General features: G+C 36.2%; 16 protein-coding genes. 8 read left to right on the plus strand and 8 right to left on the minus strand.

Going from position 1 to position 19,033, the window contains the following annotated elements; all coding sequences use genetic code 11:
* Window positions 1–27: 27 nt before the first annotated feature.
* Both JOD14_RS10475 and JOD14_RS10480 read right to left on the minus strand, forming a co-directional pair.
* Window positions 28–1,230 (minus strand): MFS transporter, encoded by a 1,203-nt coding sequence (locus JOD14_RS10475; RefSeq protein ID WP_204654741.1) that lies wholly within the window; start codon window positions 1,228–1,230, stop codon window positions 28–30.
* Window positions 1,231–1,379: 149 nt separating this feature from the next.
* Window positions 1,380–2,819, minus strand: a complete 1,440-nt coding sequence (locus tag JOD14_RS10480) for an NCS2 family permease (RefSeq protein ID WP_204654742.1) — start codon at window positions 2,817–2,819, stop codon at window positions 1,380–1,382.
* Between the two features lie 269 nt (window positions 2,820–3,088).
* Here JOD14_RS10480 and JOD14_RS10485 point away from each other — a divergent pair, with 269 nt between their 5' ends.
* Window positions 3,089–3,892, plus strand: coding sequence for a Cof-type HAD-IIB family hydrolase (locus tag JOD14_RS10485; RefSeq protein ID WP_204654743.1), 804 nt, complete (start codon window positions 3,089–3,091; stop codon window positions 3,890–3,892).
* 133 nt (window positions 3,893–4,025) lie between these two features.
* Here the strand turns inward: JOD14_RS10485 and JOD14_RS10490 are convergent, their stop codons facing one another.
* Window positions 4,026–4,589, minus strand: a complete 564-nt coding sequence (locus tag JOD14_RS10490; protein ID WP_204654744.1) for a TetR/AcrR family transcriptional regulator — start codon at window positions 4,587–4,589, stop codon at window positions 4,026–4,028.
* Window positions 4,590–4,826: 237 nt separating this feature from the next.
* Here JOD14_RS10490 and JOD14_RS10495 point away from each other — a divergent pair, with 237 nt between their 5' ends.
* The 5 genes from JOD14_RS10495 to JOD14_RS10515 all read left to right on the plus strand — a co-directional run bounded on the left by JOD14_RS10495 (window position 4,827) and on the right by JOD14_RS10515 (window position 9,679).
* Window positions 4,827–5,582 (plus strand): threonine/serine exporter family protein, encoded by a 756-nt coding sequence (locus tag JOD14_RS10495; RefSeq protein WP_204654745.1) that lies wholly within the window; start codon window positions 4,827–4,829, stop codon window positions 5,580–5,582.
* Window positions 5,576–6,013 carry a threonine/serine exporter family protein gene (locus JOD14_RS10500; protein ID WP_204654754.1) on the plus strand — a complete coding sequence of 146 codons (438 nt, stop codon included), beginning with the start codon at window positions 5,576–5,578 and terminating at the stop codon, window positions 6,011–6,013. The genes JOD14_RS10495 and JOD14_RS10500 overlap by 7 nt, the downstream gene beginning before the upstream one ends.
* 87 nt (window positions 6,014–6,100) lie before the next feature.
* Window positions 6,101–6,694: a TVP38/TMEM64 family protein gene (locus JOD14_RS10505; protein ID WP_204654746.1), complete on the plus strand. Its 594-nt coding sequence runs from the start codon at window positions 6,101–6,103 to the stop codon at window positions 6,692–6,694.
* Window positions 6,695–6,809: 115 nt separating this feature from the next.
* Complete coding sequence (locus JOD14_RS10510) at window positions 6,810–8,609, plus strand: glycerophosphodiester phosphodiesterase (RefSeq protein ID WP_204654747.1); 1,800 nt, start codon at window positions 6,810–6,812, stop codon at window positions 8,607–8,609.
* Between the two features lie 77 nt (window positions 8,610–8,686).
* Window positions 8,687–9,679 (plus strand): YeiH family protein, encoded by a 993-nt coding sequence (locus tag JOD14_RS10515; protein ID WP_275581411.1) that lies wholly within the window; start codon window positions 8,687–8,689, stop codon window positions 9,677–9,679.
* Between the two features lie 178 nt (window positions 9,680–9,857).
* Here the strand turns inward: JOD14_RS10515 and JOD14_RS10520 are convergent, their stop codons facing one another.
* Window positions 9,858–11,204 carry a glucose-6-phosphate isomerase gene (locus JOD14_RS10520; RefSeq protein ID WP_204654748.1) on the minus strand — a complete coding sequence of 449 codons (1,347 nt, stop codon included), beginning with the start codon at window positions 11,202–11,204 and terminating at the stop codon, window positions 9,858–9,860.
* Window positions 11,205–11,285: 81 nt separating this feature from the next.
* Window positions 11,286–12,635, minus strand: a complete 1,350-nt coding sequence (gene gdhA / locus JOD14_RS10525; RefSeq protein WP_204654749.1) for an NADP-specific glutamate dehydrogenase — start codon at window positions 12,633–12,635, stop codon at window positions 11,286–11,288.
* Between the two features lie 127 nt (window positions 12,636–12,762).
* Here gdhA and JOD14_RS10530 point away from each other — a divergent pair, with 127 nt between their 5' ends.
* Window positions 12,763–14,031, plus strand: coding sequence for a BaiN/RdsA family NAD(P)/FAD-dependent oxidoreductase (locus JOD14_RS10530; RefSeq protein ID WP_204654750.1), 1,269 nt, complete (start codon window positions 12,763–12,765; stop codon window positions 14,029–14,031).
* Window positions 14,032–14,066: 35 nt separating this feature from the next.
* Here the strand turns inward: JOD14_RS10530 and ybaK are convergent, their stop codons facing one another.
* Genes ybaK through JOD14_RS10545 form a run of 3 tightly spaced genes read right to left on the minus strand, consistent with a single transcriptional unit; the run spans window position 14,067 to window position 16,494 of the window.
* Window positions 14,067–14,558 (minus strand): Cys-tRNA(Pro) deacylase, encoded by a 492-nt coding sequence (gene ybaK, locus JOD14_RS10535; protein ID WP_204654751.1) that lies wholly within the window; start codon window positions 14,556–14,558, stop codon window positions 14,067–14,069.
* A 15-nt stretch (window positions 14,559–14,573) separates the two neighbouring features.
* Window positions 14,574–15,314, minus strand: a complete 741-nt coding sequence (gene aroD / locus JOD14_RS10540) for a type I 3-dehydroquinate dehydratase (RefSeq protein ID WP_239576177.1) — start codon at window positions 15,312–15,314, stop codon at window positions 14,574–14,576.
* A gap of 13 nt (window positions 15,315–15,327) precedes the next feature.
* Complete coding sequence (locus tag JOD14_RS10545) at window positions 15,328–16,494, minus strand: class I SAM-dependent rRNA methyltransferase (RefSeq protein WP_204654752.1); 1,167 nt, start codon at window positions 16,492–16,494, stop codon at window positions 15,328–15,330.
* A gap of 256 nt (window positions 16,495–16,750) precedes the next feature.
* On the opposite strand from JOD14_RS10545, the gene JOD14_RS10550 reads away from it, so the two are divergent.
* Window positions 16,751–18,913, plus strand: a complete 2,163-nt coding sequence (locus tag JOD14_RS10550) for an LTA synthase family protein (protein ID WP_239576178.1) — start codon at window positions 16,751–16,753, stop codon at window positions 18,911–18,913.
* Window positions 18,914–19,033: the final 120 nt, after the last annotated feature.

Consider the following 19,033-nt stretch of genomic DNA (forward strand, 5'->3'; position numbering starts at 1 on the left):
ACTTTATTGTTGAGGCTTGTCTTTTTCTTATCGAATTGTATTGCTCTTTAAATCATGACGAAAATTAAAAAGTGAAATACAAATATTTAAAAAAACAAAACTACTGGTTACAAAAAAGACTGCTGCATAGCCAAAGCCTTGGGCAATACTTGAGCCAACCATTGGCCCCATGACTTGTCCAAAATTGTTAAACATTTGATTGTAACTAAAAATCCGGCTGACTCCTTCTGGTGGTGATAATTTACTAATAAGCGTGTTAATCGAAGGCATCAACGCACCCGTTGAAAACCCTAATAGAAAACGTAACAAACCTAATTGAAAAGGCGTTTTGACAAAGCCCATTGGAATGAAACAGAAAAACGAAAAAATTAAACCAAGTAATAAAATTTTATGGTTGCCAATTTTATCGCCTAAACGACCTAAAAAAGGCGAAGAAATAATGGCCGAGACCCCCGCAATTGACACGATTAAACCACTAACAAATAATATATTCGCTACATTATGGCTTAGCTCACGAATGTATAGTGTTAAAATCGGACTAATACTTGTAATGCCAATTTGAAGAATCAATGACGTTAAAAACAAACCATATAAAACGGGCGTACGTTTTACTTTACCTAAAACGACTTTCATCGGGAGCATCTCCCCTTTTTCGACTGGTTCAAAGTTTTCTTTCACCAAAAAGATTGTTAACAATAATGTAATGAATAAAATAATACCTGTAACAATAAAAACATTTTGCATCCCTAATGTTTCTGCTAATAAACCACCCATTAAAGGCCCAATCAAGTTCCCAGCAATCGCTCCAGTCGCAAGCGTCCCTAATGCCCAGCCACTTTTTTCTTTTGGAGCTTGGTAAGCAATTAACGCCGTTGCATTAGGAATGTAGCCAGATAGTACTCCCGTAAAAAAGCGCATCACGAGTAACCAATAGACATTTGGTACAAAAGCTAACGCCCCCATTGTAACCGTCATTCCAGCAGCTGCTCGAATCATCATTAATCGTCGCCCTTTACGATCCGCTAGATTCCCCCAGACTGGTGCGACAAGCGCAGCAGCAAGAGCGGTAATTGAAATGGATAACCCCGCAAAAAAATTCACTTGTCCTTTTGGTGTCCCTAGCTCTTCAATGTACAATGGTATAAAAGGCATCACTAAACTAAAACTAGCTCCTGTGAAAAAGCATCCTATCCAGGAAATGTATAAATTCCGCTTCCAATTTATCTTCACATCAAAACCTTCTTTCCCTTTCACTATAGCTGATTTTTTAGATTTTTCAAATAGAAATAAAGCTTTTTTTAAGACGGATTGATAAATTGTTTTTTAGGCAAAAAAAGACTGGCCTAGAAAAAACTAGACCAATCTTCGCTTGATGCTATCTATCCTAACTTCGCTAAAATAATAAAGTTCAAAATAAATAAAATATTTACTACCCATAAAATTGGCGAAACTTCTTTTGCTTTTCCTTTTACTACTTTCACAATCGCAAAGAAGATAAAACCAGCAGCAATCCCGTATGAAATACTGTAGCATAAGCCCATAAAGATTGAAGCGAAAAAGGCTGGTACCGCGTCTTCTAAATCTGTCCAGTTGATGTCTTTAAATGACGCCATCATCATCACACCAACTAAAATTAAAGCGGGCGCGGTCGCCTGAGCAGGGACAACTGAGATGATTGGTGAGAAGAAACTACTTAACAAGAACATCCCAGCTACTACAACAGAAGTTAAACCTGTCCGTCCACCAGCACCAATTCCTGCCGCTGATTCAACAAAAGTTGTTGTATTTGATGTTCCAAAAACTGCGCCAATTGAAGTTGCTACCGCGTCTGCGAACAAAGCGCGGTCCATTTTCGTTGTAAATCCTTTACTATCTTCTAAAGCCGCTTCGTCTTCTACTGAAAAAATACCTGTCCGGCGACCTGTACCAATAAAAGTACCAATTGTATCAAAAGTGTCAGATAAACTAAAAGCAATAATCGTCATAATTACTTGAGGAATTTTTGAAGAGTCTGCAAAAAGTGATTGCATCCCTTCTGGTCCAAATGCAGCACCAAAAGTAACTTTCAATTCTTTAATTGAGCTACCGAGTGAATTCGCATGCCAATCAATTGTACTAACGTCCACCACATTCATAAAAATACCGATGATGGTCGTACCTACAATACCGATTAAAATTGCGCCACGAACATTCATAACAACCAAAACAGTCATTAAAACAATCCCAATAATTGATAAAAGAACGGCCGAGTTATTAAAATTAACTAGAGATGGAACAATGCCCCCGTTGATTGTAACGTTTGTTGCAACACCATCTTCAACTACTGAGCTAGTAATATCAGCGCCACTTGCTGAAAAACTTAACAAGTTTGCATTTTTAATCCCAACGTAAGCAACAAAAATCCCAATCCCGCCACCAATTGCATGTTGCATTGATTCCGGAATGGCTTTAATGATCAACTTACGAATCTTTGTCACTGTGATAAAAATATTAATTAGTCCACAAATAAAAACCATTGCTAATGCTTGTTGCCAAGTATAGCCTAGACCAAAAACAACGGTAAAAGTAAAGAACGCATTTAGCCCCATACCAGGCGCTTGTGCATAAGGAACGTTGGCAAATAACCCCATAATCAATGTTCCAATAACTGAAGCAATGATTGTTGCTAGAAAGACAGCTTGAAAAGGCATCCCTGAAGCCGATAAAATTGACGGGTTAACAAATAAAATATAACTCATCGCGAAAAACGTTGTGACCCCTGCTATCACTTCTGTTGAAACTTTTGTATTGTTTTCCTTTAATTTGAAAAACTTTTCCATTTAATTTCCCACTCCTGTTCATTATTTTTAAGAAAAAAATAAGCATTTTTCTACTTGAACAACTAAGGATTATAAGCGTTATTCTACTACTATTCAATATTTTTATGAATATTTCTTAATTATTTTTATCTATTGTTCGTGTTTTGCGATCGATTGATTCACAATCCGTACCAGTTTTCTTTGTTAATTTTACTTGATATGATAAACTGTACTTGAAATTTATATTTTCAAGTAATTTTCAGATAAATAATTGACTGATTGGAGAGCTTATGACAAAAAAATTAATTGCCATCGACTTAGACGGAACCACTTTAAATCGCCATTCTAAAATTAGTCCTCGAACCATTGATGTCTTAAAAAAAGCATCCGCCGCTGGCCACCACGTAAGTATCGCAACAGGACGCCCGTTTCGAATGAGCGCACAATATTATCAAGAATTAGCCCTTGATACGCCGATGATTAACTTTAATGGCGGGCTTGTACATAAACCTTATCAAAAATGGCCTTTTGAAAAAGAACATTTTATTCAAAAAGAAATCGCTTTTGAAATCTTGGCTCAAAAAGAAAATTTGAATCTTGATTTTGTCGCTGCTGAAAGCCGAGATACCTTTTATATTAATCGCCTTGAGGATTTTGAAAGTTCTTTTTTTGCTGCTGATAAAGCGACAGAAGCGAACCTTTTCAACAATTTAAAAACCAACCCCACTTCTTTATTAATTAAAACCAAACATGAATTTGTTTCTAAGGTTTCTACAACTTTGATGAACCAATTTGAAAACGAAATCGACGTACGAACTTGGGGTGGACCAAATGCAATCTTAGAAATCGTACCTAAAGGGGTACAAAAAGCCATGGCGCTTGAAGTTGTCGCAGAATCGTTTAAAATCAAACCCAAAAATATCATTGCATTTGGCGATGAACACAATGATTTAGAATTATTATCTTATGCTGGTTGGGGTGTTGCGATGAAAAACGGAACAGATCAACTTAAAAGTGTGGCCAATGACATTACTGAAAAAACAAATGATGAAGACGGCCTAGCTGAATACCTCGAGCAACATTTGGCTTTGTAAACTTGTGTTCGCTCACCTAATCTTTCAGTACATTAAAAGCGGACAAGTACCTAAAAAAATGATGCTCTCTTATAACAAAAAAACCCCACGACTTCAGTTCAGTAAATACTGATTTAAAGTCGCGGGGATTATTTTATAAACGGTTATTGTTTTTTAAGGTCATAATTGAATCAATTGTGTGTTGAATGACCTCAATAATTTGTTGGCGACTCGGTTGCATAATCCCTGAGGCCATAAGAGAGGCCATCCCTGTAATCGTAATCCAAGTCCCATCATGAAGCGCTTGCAGATAGTCGTCTGACATTTGCGCATATTGCTCATCTTGTTTAATAATTTTATTGAAGTAAGCATGTGACGCATCGTACATCATTTTACCGCCGCCATTTTCATCAACAAACAACGAGATAAATAACTTAGGATTTTTTTGAGAAAAATCAATATAATTTATACAAATGTCGACTAATTTATTCCCAGTGTGTTCTTCTAAAAAAACCTTTTGTTTTAATTCTTCAAAAATCATTTCAATCAAGGTGTTTTTTAAATCTTGCATGCTCTCGAATTCTAAGTAAATTGGTTGTGTTGAAACACCCATTTTCTTTGCAACATTCCTTGCAGTAAAATTGCTAAAACCTTCTTTTTCCACAAGCTCATAGGCCGATTTCAAAATATAATCTTTTGTATAAACTTTTTTTCTCATTGTGATACCCTCCCATTTGAGATTTATCTACTAATGTTATTTTAACCTAAATTCTATAAAATTAAAAGTATTTTAACCGTTTTATTACTTTCTTATCGTTAATTAAAATAATTCGATAAAAAACCCTTGTAGCTCTTGGTACAAAAAGGTAAACTCTATTTATCTTTCGCTTCAAAAAGACAAAGAATAACGAGAAATTTATATAAATCACCTAGGAATGAAAGGGGCTTTTTTGTTATGGATTCTAATCATTTATTAACTTCAACTTGTTTGCTAGCCGGGAAAATCATGATGGAAAGTGGTTCAGAGGTTTATCGAGTGGAGGACACGATGAACCGCATTGCTAAAAGTGCAGGACGGGAAGATAGTGTCAGCTACGTAACAGTTACTGGAATTTTTTTGAGCTTTAGGCAGACCCAACATACTCAAATTGAAAATGTCGGTGAGCGCTCCATCAACTTAGAAAAAATCGTGGCCGTCAATCAATTATCAAGGGATTTCGCCTTTCATAAAATCGATTTACCGCAACTATATGCTGGGCTAAGAAAAATTGAACAAGAGGTACCTGTCTTTTCTAAGCCGCTACAATTACTTAGCGCGGGCGTCGTTAGTTGCACTTTGATGTATATCTTTGGTGGCACTTGGGAAGACTTCCTGGCAACTTTTCTAATCGGAATAATCGGGTACTTTTTAAAAGATTTTGCTCACGATTACCTAAAAGTTCTCTTCTTAGATTGTTTTATCGCTGCACTGGGAATCGGTATAGCAGCTGTTTTAGCGGTACATTTTGGCTTTGCTTATTCCGTTGACAACTTAATTATTGGATCGGTTATGCCTTTAGTACCAGGTGTAGCAATAACGACTTCTTTTCGCGACATTTTAGCTGGTCACTTAATTAGCGGATTAGTTCGTGGAACAGAAGCAATTATTGTCGCCTCTGCAATTGGCGTTGGCATTGCAACGGCTTTAATTTTATTAGGAGGCATATTATGATGTTTATTCATTTTCTTTTTAGCTTTATCAGCACGGTTACCTTTGGCGTCATTACGAACGTTCCTAGACGATCTTTACTAGCAAGTGGCTTTACCGGAGCGATTGGCTGGATGGTCTACATCGGCCTCAAAGCGCTTCATTTTCGCTTAGGATTGGCCAATTTCATTGCAGCGGTCATGATTGGTTGCTTTAGTATCTACTTTTCTCGCAAACAAAAAATCCCAATGCTCATCTTTATCGTTCCTAGTCTCGTTCCTTTAGTTCCGGGTGGGCCGGCTTATTTAGCGGTGCGAGAATTTGTTTTAGGCTCGCCAAACACCGGTTTTCATTATATTGCCGTTGTTATCGTCACAGCAGGTGCCATTGCAGGCGGGTTTATGATAACGAGCTTAGTTGAAAAAATTTTCATTCATTGGCCGACGAAAAGATAAGTTTTTATAAATCCGTCTTAAGTTCCATGACAACACCTCTTACTCCTTATATAATAGAATCAAATGACTGTTAAAGGAGTCCAAATAATGAATACTGCTACTTCTAGAAAAATCATAAATTTAATTTCAATTACTGGGATGGCGTTTTCAATCGCTCTGGCTATTTACTTCTTTCGACTTGGATTTTTTAATGATCCAAAAGCGTTACAAAGTTTAGTAAGTCAAGCCACTATTTTAGGCCCACTTGTTTTTATTTTAATTCAAATTTTACAAGTTGTTGTCCCAATCATTCCAGGTGGTGTTTCTTTAGCTGCGGGCGTGCTGATCTTCGGACCTGTCCAAGGCTTCTTCTATAATTATATTGGAATTGTCCTTGGTTCGATTATTGTCTTCTTACTTGGGCGACAATATGGCAAACCGCTTATTTTGAGTCTTGTGAGTGAAAAAAATTATAATAAATACATTGGTTGGTTAGACGATCAAAATCGATTCGATAAACTCTTTGCTTGGGCCATTTTCTTGCCAATTGCTCCTGATGATACCCTTTGTTTAATGGCTGGTTTAACAAAGATTTCTTTAAAAAAATTTATTTGGATTCTTTTACTGGCAAAACCGGCTTCTATTCTTGCTTACAGTATGCTTTTGGTATATGGCGGCAATTTTATCAGCCATTTCCTATAGTCCTCTTTTTGCAAGCTTGTCATTACGAACATTAAAAACCAACTTCTGATGATAAAAAAGAAGTTGGTTTTTTCTAGTATTTTGTATATGCTAGTGATAAAAGGAGGGCGAATTCATGTTTACAATCAAAGCAAACTTACACCAACTAAAAGCTTTTTTGTTAAGAACTTCCGCTTCTTTTCGCGACGTCTTAGTCATTCATGCAATCATTTTATTTTTAATCATTCCTCTTTTAAGTAATGGCACCAAATTTATTTTAAAATTTGGTAAAATCGATTATCTTTCTTTTGATTCGATTGGACGCTTAATCTCTTCCCATCCGTTTGTCACGCTTAGTTTAATTGGCATGTTAATTTTTCTCTTAGCAGTCTTATACTTTGAATTTACTTTTTTACTTCTGAGTCTTTTTTTTATCAAAAAAGAAGTCCCGATTTCCCTTTTTCAATTAATTCAAATTACCTTTTGGCAACTGAAAAAGCTGCGATTTGACGTATTTCTCTTTTTCTTATTTTATTATTTACTTGTTTTACCATTAGGTGGTTTTTCTTATCACTTGAGTTTACTAACCAAGATTAAACTACCTGCCTTTCTTATTGATTTTATTTTTGTGAATCGTTTAATGATTGTTAGCTTTTATTTGTTCATTTATGCTGGTTTAATCTACATTGGTATTCGTCTCATTTTTTCGCTTCCTGGTATGATTTTACTCAATTACTCCCTTAAAAATGCGATTCGCGAAAGCCTACTGTTAACAAAGAAGAAACTATTCGTATTAATCGGCCGTTTTGGCTTTTTATCTTTGAGTTTACTAACCTTGTCTTCTATTACCTTTTCAATTATTTTTAACGTGCAGCGCTTCATCGAAGAATATTTTAACCAATACGCTTTACAAAGTGCCGTCTTTGCGATGTTTTTGATTCAATTTATTTTTTTAGTCAACTTAGTTTTATCGACTATTTTAATTTTCTTTTTGCTGATTGAACGAATGGATGAAGCGAAACTTTTACCTGAAATTTCGCCCCATTTTTTACGCACTTATCCAGAGAAACAACAACGCAACCGTGTGGACTTTTGGTACTTGATCGTCTTAAGTAGCTTTGTTATTAGCGGCGTGCTTGTCTATAATTATCAATATTTAACAAACGTTTCTAATCAAACCATCCAAACGCTTTCGCACCGAGGGGTTAGTAACAAAAATGGGGTGCAAAATAGTCTTGCTGCCTTGAAACAAACGAGCCAGTTATTTAAGCCTGATTATGTTGAAATGGACATCCAAATGACGGTTGATCAAGAATTCATCGTTTTTCATGATTTTAATTATAAAAGTTTAACCAATACGTCCGGTGTCCCTGAACAAATGACTCTGCGTGAAGGAACGGCTTTAACTAGTCAAGAAAATGGCTATGCGGCTGCGGTTACTTCCTTTGACGACTATTTAGAAGAAGCAAAAAGCCAACAGCAAAGACTTTTAATTGAAATTAAAACACAACGCAAAAATACGCAAGAACTCACACAATTGTTTTTAAAAAACTATGAAGAGCGTATCAAAGATTCTGGTCATTGGATTCAAAGCCTCTCCTACTCCGTCGTTGAAGAGTTAAAAACAAGTAGTCCTGAACTTTTTGTTGGGTATATTATGCCGTTTAACTTTATTGGCCCACCAAAAACCCAAGCCGATTTTCTTACGATGGAATACAGCACCTTAAATAAAGATTTTATAAATGTAGCCCATCAAGAAGGAAAAAAAGTCATCGCTTGGACGCCCAATCAACTAGACACAATGGAACGGATGGCTTTTTACGGCGTAGATGGGATTATTACCGATCGGATGGATTTACTCAATCAAATGAATGAGAATCCTCAAAAACATAGTTATGCCGACAAACTCTTGCACTTTGTAATCGGAATTGGTTAAATCTAGATTGTTTTTCTGGTAAAGGTAAGCGATAATAAATAATGGAATGAATAAGTAAGTGATTGGAGGGTCTTTCTTTGTTACAAAAAAGAAGTGGGCGTGTCTTCCCTGGTTTGATTTTAAGCATTCTTGTTGCAATGCTAGCAAAAGCAATTGCACTTTATCTGCCACAATTAGGTGGAGCCACGTTAGCAATTTTATTAGGTATTTTATTAGGTAATACTTTTTTTACCCAGAATTTTTTACAAACAGGAACTAAATTCGCTGAAAGTCGTCTACTTGAGTTTTCAGTTGTATTATTAGGAATTTCGGTCACTTTTCAAACAATTGCTTCGCTTGGAATTCAAGGTGTTTTATTTATTGCCTGCATGATGGGGGCCACGATTTATTTCACCTACAAAGTCGGCCAAAAAATCGGCTTCAATCAAACAACCGCTCTCCTAATGGCTGGTGGTAATGCGGTATGTGGTTCCTCAGCAATTGCCTCGATTGCACCAAGCATTCGGGCAAAGGAAGAAGAAAAAGGACAGATAATCACTTTAGTTAATTTACAAGGGACTGTCATGATGCTAACCTTGCCTTTTATTGCTCAAGCGCTTTTTGGTGATCATTTGATTGCTAAAAGCGCCCTGCTTGGTGGAACACTACAATCGGTCGGACAAGTTGTTGCGGGAGCAAGTTTACTTAATGAGGACGTCGTTGCTTTTGCTATGCTTTTCAAAATTATGCGAATTATGTGTTTAGTCTTGATTGTTTTTATTTTTAGTCAAATGGTGCCAGCTACAACAAGCACCACTCTTTCAACAAAGAAAAAATCGCCATTGCCTTGGTATGTTCTAGGCTTTTTAATTGTTTGTATCATTAATAGTTTCTTTCCTTTTCCTGATAAAATCGTCTCTAGCGGAAAATGGATTAGTAATTGGTTTGAAACGACTGCATTAGCGGCCATTGGTTTACGTTTAAACCTACGCCGTTTCTTACAAGAAGGTTCAAAGTTTTTAATTTATGGTGCTTCTGTTGGTGTTTTTCAAACGATTCTAGCGGTCATTTTAATTTATTTTTTATTTTAATTTTTCTTCAAATACTCACGGTATGGCTTTTATTTCCGTGAGTATTTTTTTATGGTGGCATTTTATTTTCCAAATAATCAGAGTCATTTAAACAAATCGCGCGATTAACGGTTTATAATAACGAATTACTCACCGAAAAAAGCAAGAATTCTTTTTAGAATTCTTGCTTAAAATAAACTTATAGACGTTCGTTTAATTCTTTTGCTAAATCTTCAAAGCCAGGTTTGCCTAATAAAGCAAACATATTACGTTTGTAGTCTTCTACCCCTGGTTGGTCAAATGGATTCACACCATTTAAGTAACCGGAAATCCCGACCGCAATTTCAAAGAAGTAAACCATGTAGCCTAAAGTATAAGCGTCCATTGTTGGGATCTTCAATAAGAAATTCGGTACGTTTCCGTCTGTATGCGCTAATAAAGTCCCCTCAAAAGCTTTTGTATTGACAAAATCAACGTCTTTTCCTTCTAAATAACCTAAACCATCTAAGTCAGATTCTTGTACTGGAATAGCAACGGTTTTACGTGGGTTTTCGACTTTAATAACCGTTTCAAAAATGTTACGTTGACCATCTTGAATCGTTTGGCCAATAGAATGCAAATCGGTTGAGAAGTTTGCACTAGATGGGTAGATTCCTTTTTGATCTTTTCCTTCAGATTCACCATAAAGTTGTTTCCACCATTCAGAGAAATATTGCATCCCTGGCTCGTAGTTTACTAAAATCTCAATGGCTTTTCCTTTACGATACAAAGCATTACGCAAAGCTGCATATTGGTATGCTTCGTTTTTCGTTAAGTCTGCATCTGAGTAAGCAACTTGAGCATCTTTTGCTCCTTGCATTAATGCATCAATATCTGCACCACTAACAGCAATTGGTAGTAAACCAACTGGTGTTAAAACAGTGAATCGTCCACCAACATCATCTGGAATAACAAAAGTTTCCCAATTTTCAGTATCTGCTTCAACTTTAACGGCACCTTTGGCACGATCGGTTGTTGCATAAATTCGCTTGTTCGCTTCTTCTTGACCGTATTTTTTAATTAATAATTCTTTAAACACACGAAACGCAATCGCTGGCTCTGTTGTCGTACCAGATTTTGAAATAACGTTAACAGAAAAATCTCGATCACCGATTAATTCAATTAAGTCTGCTAAATAAGTTGAAGAAATTGAGTTTCCTGCAAATAAAATTTGAGGTGTTTTACGCGCTTCTTTTGGTAACGCGTTGTAAAATGAATGTTGTAAAAATTCAATTGCTGCACGTGCCCCTAAATAAGAACCACCAATCCCAATAACAACTAATACTTCTGAATCAGATTGGATTTTCTTTGCAGCAGCTTTGATTCGGTCAAACTCTACTTTGTCATAGTTTGTTGGTAAATCAATCCAACCAACAAAATCATTTCCTGGGCCTGTTTTGCCACGTAATGCAGCATCCGCAGCCGTCACTTGGGTTTGCATGTAGGCAAGCTCGTGATCACGAATAAACGAACTCGCTTTGGAATAATCAAATTGAATGTGTGACATTTTCATCCTCCTAAGTAAATCAAATTTTACACTACAATCATACTTTACTTTTTTTAAAGAGATTTAGCAAGTCAAACTTGATTATACAAGCCCTTGAATTTCCATCGCTTCTGCCACTCTAGCAAAACCAGCAATGTTTGCTCCGAGCATAAAATTATCTTTTTGATCGTGTAAAAGAGCAGTATCACGGCAATTTTCATAAATGTTTTTCATAATTTTATCCAATTGAACATCAACTTCTTCTTTATCCCACTGAAGACGTTGTGAATTTTGACTCATTTCTAAAGCAGAAACCGCCACTCCACCAGCATTTGCTGCTTTTCCTGGACAATAATAAACTTTATTTTCAACAAAATACTCGGCTGCTTCCACTGAACTTGGCATGTTCGCTCCTTCAGCAACAATACGCACACCATTTTTAACCAGGCGTTGGCCTTGCTCTAAATTAATCTCATTTTGAGTCGCACAAGGAAAAGCGAGTTCCGCATTGAAGTCGGTTTCCCAAACAGATTGATTTTCATAATATTTCGCGTTCGGACGCGCTTTAACATATTCTGTTAAACGTGCTCGTTTAACTTCTTTTAATTCTTTTAATAAAGCCAAATCAATTCCGGCTTCATCATAAATAAAACCATTTGAATCCGAACAAGTGACTGGTTTTGCTCCCAACTGATATAATTTTTCAATACAGTAGATTGCTACATTCCCACTTCCTGAAACGAGTGCCACTTTATCAGTGAAATCTTCATTTAAATCTGCCAGTAAGTGTTTTACAAAGTACACGGCTCCATAGCCCGTCGCTTCTGTTCGACCTTTACTACCCCAAAATTCAACGGGTTTTCCGGTTAGAACACCAGCATCGTATTGTTTTAGACGTTTGTATGTACCATACAAATAACCAATTTCGCGTTTTCCAACACCAATATCCCCTGCTGGAATATCCGTATTGGGACCGATATGTTTCGCTAATTCAGTCATAAAACTTTGACAAAAACGCATGACTTCTGCATCTGATTTTCCTTTTGGATCAAAATCACTTCCGCCTTTACCGCCACCAATTGGCAAACCAGTTAAACTGTTTTTGAAAATTTGTTCAAACGCTAAAAATTTTAATATACTTAAGTTTACAGACGGATGAAAACGTAAGCCGCCTTTATACGGGCCCATCGCTGAATTAAATTGAATTCGAAAGCCGCGGTTTACTTGCCAATTTCCTTGATCATCTTGCCAGGGAACCCGAAATTGAATCACTCGTTCTGGTTCCGTTACTAAAGCTAAGAGATTATGATCGATGTATTCAGGGTGATTTTCTAAAAAAGGGACAATTGTTGGGAAAAATTCGTCAATTGCTTGTAAAAATTCTGGTTCGTGGCCATTCCTTTGATGAATTTCTTCTTGAATCTTTTTTACATATTCTGATGCATTTGTCATGAAAATACCTCCCTAATTTGGTAGTATGATTTTATCAGATTTTTTTAAAATTTTCACCTATTTTTATTCGAAATGTGAAAATTTTCAAAACCTTTCCACAAAAAATAATCAAACGGAGGAATTTTTCTTGAAAAAAAACTATGATGTCATCGTTGTTGGTGGCGGAACAAGTGGGATGATGGCAGCAATTGCCGCTGCACAAAATGGGGCGCAAGTCTTAATGATTGAAAAAAACAAACGCTTTGGAAAAAAATTATTGATGACAGGCGGGGGACGATGCAATGTAACAAACAATCGAGAAGTGGACGATTTAATCCGGCATATCCCAGGCAATGGCAAATTTTTATATAGTACTTTCTCGCAATTCAATAACTACGACATCATGGCTTTTTTCGCAGAACAAGGGGTCGCTCTAAAAGAAGAAGATCATGGGCGAATGTTTCCTGTAACCAATAAGTCACTAACGATTGTCAATGCCTTAGTTGAACGAATGCAAGCTTTGAATGTCACTTTTGCGATGAATACTTCGGTTACAAAAGTTATTCATGAAAAACAGCAAGTAACCGGCGTTGAGACTGAATTCGAATCTTTTTATGCGCCTTGTGTTATTTTAACAACTGGCGGACGAACGTATCCTTCAACTGGCTCAACTGGAGATGGCTACCGTCTAGCAAAAAGAGTGGGGCATCACATTACCCCTTTGTATGCGACAGAATCGCCTCTTTTATCAAAAGAAGCGTTCATTCAAGCAAAGACTTTACAAGGCATCTCTTTGCAAGATATTTTATTAACCGTCGTGGACGAAAAAAATAAAGAAGTCACCGCACACAAAATGGATTTATTGTTTACCCATTTTGGCATTTCGGGTCCAGCTGCCCTTCGTTGTTCATCTTTTGTCAACCAATTACTTGAAAAACAAGAAAAAGTCACCGTCTTACTAGATTGTTTCCCAGAAATGGGTGAAGCGGCTCTTTTAGCAAAAATTTCAGAGACGCTTAATCATTCAAAAAAAAGCGTAAAAAATGCCCTACATGCTTTTTTACCTGAGCGCTTATTAACTTTTTATTTAGATCAACTGCATTTAACTGACTTACCGAGTCAACAAATTTTAGAAAATCAAAAAGAAGCGCTTGTGGCGATTTTCAAAGCTTTTCCAATACAAATTGACCAAACCCTGCCAATTGAAAAATCTTTTGTCACGGGTGGTGGGATTGATTTAAAAGAAATCAATCCTAAAACAATGGAAAGTAAAATTTTATCAGGTTTATTTTTTGCAGGGGAATTGATTGACGTGAATGGCTATACTGGAGGATTTAATATTACGGCTGCTTTTTGTACAGGGCACAGTGCTGGTAGCCACGCCGCTGAAATTGCTAGTTATTTTTCCATGTCTTAAAAAAAGTGTCCTTCGATAACATTCGAAGGACACTTTTATTCTTTTGTTATTTGAACAAATTGACCTTTGATGACTTTTAATAAGTCATTCGGATTAACTTCCATTTGCAAACCACGTCGTCCAGCTGAAACGACAATCGTCGCGAAGTTTTGGGCAGAATCATCAATAAAAGTTGGAAATAATTTTTTCATCCCGACTGGCGAACAACCTCCTCGAAGATAGCCTGTCGTTTGTTCTAAATCTTTTAATGGTAACATTTCTACTTTTTTATTTCCTGAAACTTGAGCGATTTTCTTCAAATCTAACTCTCGGTTGCTAGGAATAACAGCGACAAGTATTCCTGTTTTATTCCCTTGTGCAACTAAGGTTTTAAAAATTTCTTCTGGTGCTTTTTTAGGAAGTTGAACAGCTACTTCATTTGCATCCAAGTGTTCTTCTGACCAAGCATAGTGGTGTTCTTCGTAAACAATTTTTCGTTGTTCTAATAATCTTAGCGCGTTGGTTTTATTTTCTTTTTTCTTTGACACGATAAAAACTTCTTTCTATGATAATTTCAAAGCGTTCATACATTCAACCAATTGATCCAGTGGAATTTGCCCTGGCGCCGAGGCTTCACCAACCGCACCAAAAGTTAAGACCGATCCGATTAACTCGCCACTCACACGTGAAATCTTTCCGACTTCTCCCATCGACATTACCGCTAACGGCAGCTGGCTAAACCCTCTTGCTTTTGTAATTAAGCCTAACATGCGCAACACGTCTTCTAATGATTGTGGCATGGTCGCCAACTTTCCAACATCTGCACCAAATTGATTCATCACACCAATTTTAAAAATCAGTGTCGCATCATCGGGCGTTTTGTCAAAGTCATGGTGACTAATAATAACCTGAATTTCTTGGTTCTTAATTTCTTGAACGAATTGCCGACCTAAAAATTCCGCATAAGAAAGTTCAATGTCCATTAAATCAACTTTTTTTGATTGCGCAACTGCTAAGTATAACTTTTTATAATCGTTCAAGCCAATCGCCTGTTCCCCACCTTCATCTAGTGTTCGAAAAGTAAACAACAAGGTTTTATCCGCTAAACATTCTCTCAAATCAATCAATGTTTCGATCACTTTTTCAGCTTCTTTTGCTTCAGGATAGTAATCCACGCGCCACTCAACAATATCAGCAATCGATTGATTAAGCTCTTTTGCTTGGGCAATTAAATCTGAATAATCTTTTGCCATAAGCGAGACACAAACTTTGGGCTTTCCGGTTGTAAAATCCATTTTTTTCATTTACTTGTCCCCTTTACTTTAAAATTTCATAACAAAAAACTTTCAAATAGTTTCCTTCTGAAAATGACGGCAAGGTCGAAAAATCCGCTGGCAATTGATAAGTAGCAGTCTTTACAAATTTAACCTTTTTCTTCAACATTGCTTTTTCAATGATTTGTGAAAATTGTTGAATTGAAAGATTCGCTGCATTCGTTGAGGCGATAATCATTCCTTTTTCTTCGATTAAATCAAGACTATCTTCAATTAGCTCACCATAATTCTTTGCAACACTAAATGTTTTCTTTTTGTTACGTGCAAAGCTTGGTGGATCCAGTACAATTAAATCAAACGTCTGACCTTTTTTCTTCGCGTACTTAAAATAATCAAAGGTATCCATTACATAAATCTTTTGCGTTTCTGGATCGATGCCGTTGACTAAAAATTGTTCCCTTGTTTTATCTAAGCTACGTTTTGCCAAATCAACGCTCGTCGTCTCTAGCGCCCCACCCATTGCGGCTGCTACTGAAAAAGCACCGGTATAGCTAAACATATTTAAAACTCTTTTACCACTTGCTAGACCGTCAACTAAAGCGCCACGAACTTCTTTTTGATCTAAGAAAATCCCAGTCATTAACCCCTCATTTAAGTAAGTGGCATAGGTAACATTATTTTCTTTAATAAGAAGTGGTTCTGGTGCTTTTTCACCAAAGATCCATTGGCTTTCAGGTTGATTTCCTGGAAAACGGTTTTTCTCATAGGCACCAATAACTTCTGGGAAAACGGCTTGAAAAGCTTGTAAAATCAAATCTTTTTTTGTAATCAACGTTTCGTTGTACCAAGAAAAAACGACGTATCGCTCATATAAGTCAATCGTTAACCCACCTAAACCATCACCCTCACCGTTGAAGAGACGAAAAGCGGTCGTGCTTGTCTCTTGATAATACATTTGACGTTTTTGCTTTGCCTGGATAAAAAGTTTTTCAAAAAACAGTTGGTCTAATTCACCTACTTCTTGAGTAATCACCCAACCAATCCCCTTGTTTTGTTTTCCTAGATACCCTTTTGCTAACCACTCATTTGTCGGTGAGATTAAATCAACCCACTGTGTCGTTTCAATTTTTTTCAATAAATCGTCTTCTTGGATTAGCGGATCACCATTTTTAATTTTCTTTGCTGCAAAATGCGTTACTTTTATTTTCATAAGTCGTTTGAATTCCTTTTATTATTTTATCTTCATTTTAACACAATCACACGTTTTCTGATAGAATCAATCATTCTTGACAAAACAAACGCATGAGATTGGTGACTTTCTCATATTCCTCTTATTTTCTCTAAAAAAATCTTAAAAAATCGTTGTTTTTCTATCCCTCAGTTGACACTCGCTAGACCTATTAGTAAAATGGTCTATGATAATTGAAACTACTTTCAAATTGTTTCAAGAAAGTGAGGACTGTTTTTTGAAAAGAATTAAACAATTAAATTTACTCAATACTCGACTAGGTTTTTTTACTTTACTCGTGTTATTATTTTGGGTAAAAAATATTTTTGCTTATTTTACTGCATTTAACCTTGGCATAGAAAGCCCGTTCCAATATTTTATTTTATTTATTAATCCGATTGCAACCACTCTTTTTCTTCTTTCGATTGCGCTTTATGCAAAGAAAACAAAAAGTTTTTATCGGACAAGTTTCTTAATTTACTTTTTAATGACGTTATTGCTTTTTGCCAATGTCGTTTACTATCGTGAATTTACTGACTTTATTACAATTAATACTATTTTAGGTGCTGGAAAAGTTTCTAGTGGTTTGAGTAGTAGTACGATTAAAATGTTTGAATGGATCGATGTCCTTTATTGGGTTGACTTTATTGGATTACTGATTGCCTTTTTTGCTAAAAAGTTAGGCAAAGATGAACGCCCGGTCAAAGCACGCTACGCCTTTGCAGCGACGGCTCTCTCACTGTTAGCATTTTCTGGTAATTTATTTTTAGCCGAAACAGATCGTTCTGGGCTTTTAACTCGAACTTTTTCAAGAGATTACTTAGTGAAGTACTTAGGTATTAACGCTTTTACAGGTTACGACGCGGTACAAACGTATAAAACGCATCAAGTTCGTGCCGAAGCGAGTCCCAACGATATGGACGAAGTTGCTAGTTATGTGAAAGAACACCATGCTGCACCAAATGACGAATATTTTGGTTTAGCGAAAGGGAAAAATGTTATTTATATTCATTTAGAAAGTACCCAACAATTTCTAATTGATTACAAATTAAAAGACGAGAATGGTGTCGAACATGAAGTCATGCCTTTTGTTAATTCGCTTTACCATGACTCTAGTACTTTTAGCTTTGATAACTTTTTCCATCAAGTGAAAGCTGGAAAAACAAGTGATGCGGAAACACTTTTAGAAACTTCTTTATTTGGTTTGAACCAAGGCGCTTTCTTCGCACAACTTGGTGGTAAAAACACTTTTGAAGCCGCTCCAAATATTTTAGGCCAAGTTGCTGGCTATACAAGCGCTACTTTCCATGGCAATAACAAAACATTTTGGAATCGAAATGAAACCTATGCTCGCTTTGGTTATGATTATTTCTTTGATGCCTCTTATTACGATGTCAATGAAGAAAACTCATTCCAATACGGTTTACACGATAAACCTTTCTTTGAACAATCGGTTAAATACTTAGAACATTTGCAACAGCCTTTTTATACAAAATTTATTGCTGTTTCAAACCATTATCCTTATGCTGAATTTACCGATGAAGACGCTGGTTTCCCACTAGCAAATACAAGCGATAATACAATTAATGGTTATTTTGCAACGGCGAATTATTTAGATAAAGCAGTGGAAGAATTTTTCACTTACTTAAAAGCAGCCGGTCTTTATGAAAATTCTGTCTTTGTTTTATATGGCGATCACTATGGTATTTCAAACGGCCGCAACAAAAACTTAGCTGAATTAGTTGGCAAAACAAGTGATACGTGGACTGATTTTGATAACGCACAAATGCAACGTGTCCCATATATGATTCATATCCCTGGTCAAACAAAAGGTGGTATCAACCATTCGTTTGGCGGTCAAATTGACGGCTTACCTACTTTGCTCCATTTATTAGGTATTGACACTGATAACTATATTCAATTAGGCCAAGACTTATTGTCAAACGAACATCAAGAAGTGGTTGCTTTTCGAGACGGCTCATTTATGACCCCTGCGTTCACTTATTATAATGGCGTTTTATATGACAATGACACCCAAGAAGCCATGACTGAATTAAGTGAAGAACAACAAAATGAATTTGAACAATTGCAAGAAAAGGTTAATCTACAACTGGCAACTTCAGATAAAATTAACAATGGCGATTTACTCCGCTTCTATACCGGTAGTCATTTAGCGCCAATCAATCCAGATCAATATACTTATAAAAATAGTCTAAATGAATTACTGACGATTGAACGAACATTAGGCAGTCAATCAACGTCACTATTTTCTAAAAACAACAATGAATCGACCGTTGATTTATACAAAACCTTGAAATATCAAGAGTATTATCCTCAAGTCAACACTGAGAATCAAGAAATAACCAGTGATGCTGGCCAGGAACCGGTCGCTGAAAACTAAAGTAAAAAACTCTTCGAAATTTTTTCGGCTCTTTGTCAAATAGTGTTGTTTAGCAATATCCGTATAATTAAGAAGGACTCAGGTTCTTCTTTTTTTGTTATTTAATTTTGGCTTTTTAAA

Source organism: Enterococcus lemanii (assembly GCF_016909125.1).
GTDB classification, from domain to species: domain Bacteria; phylum Bacillota; class Bacilli; order Lactobacillales; family Enterococcaceae; genus Enterococcus_I; species Enterococcus_I lemanii.

Excerpts from the sequence above, each read along its gene's own strand:
- JOD14_RS10495 (WP_204654745.1), top strand. The coding sequence starts at position 4,827 with ATGGATTCTAATCATTTATTAACTTCAACTTGTTTGCTAGCCGGGAAA.
- JOD14_RS10485 (WP_204654743.1), top strand. The coding sequence starts at position 3,089 with ATGACAAAAAAATTAATTGCCATCGACTTAGACGGAACCACTTTAAAT.
- JOD14_RS10490 (WP_204654744.1), bottom strand. The coding sequence starts at position 4,589 with ATGAGAAAAAAAGTTTATACAAAAGATTATATTTTGAAATCGGCCTAT.
- gdhA (WP_204654749.1), bottom strand. The coding sequence starts at position 12,635 with ATGACAAATGCATCAGAATATGTAAAAAAGATTCAAGAAGAAATTCAT.
- JOD14_RS10510 (WP_204654747.1), top strand. The coding sequence starts at position 6,810 with ATGTTTACAATCAAAGCAAACTTACACCAACTAAAAGCTTTTTTGTTA.
- aroD (WP_239576177.1), bottom strand. The coding sequence starts at position 15,314 with ATGAAAAAAATGGATTTTACAACCGGAAAGCCCAAAGTTTGTGTCTCG.
- JOD14_RS10545 (WP_204654752.1), bottom strand. The coding sequence starts at position 16,494 with ATGAAAATAAAAGTAACGCATTTTGCAGCAAAGAAAATTAAAAATGGT.
- JOD14_RS10520 (WP_204654748.1), bottom strand. The coding sequence starts at position 11,204 with ATGTCACACATTCAATTTGATTATTCCAAAGCGAGTTCGTTTATTCGT.
- JOD14_RS10505 (WP_204654746.1), top strand. The coding sequence starts at position 6,101 with ATGAATACTGCTACTTCTAGAAAAATCATAAATTTAATTTCAATTACT.
- JOD14_RS10480 (WP_204654742.1), bottom strand. The coding sequence starts at position 2,819 with ATGGAAAAGTTTTTCAAATTAAAGGAAAACAATACAAAAGTTTCAACA.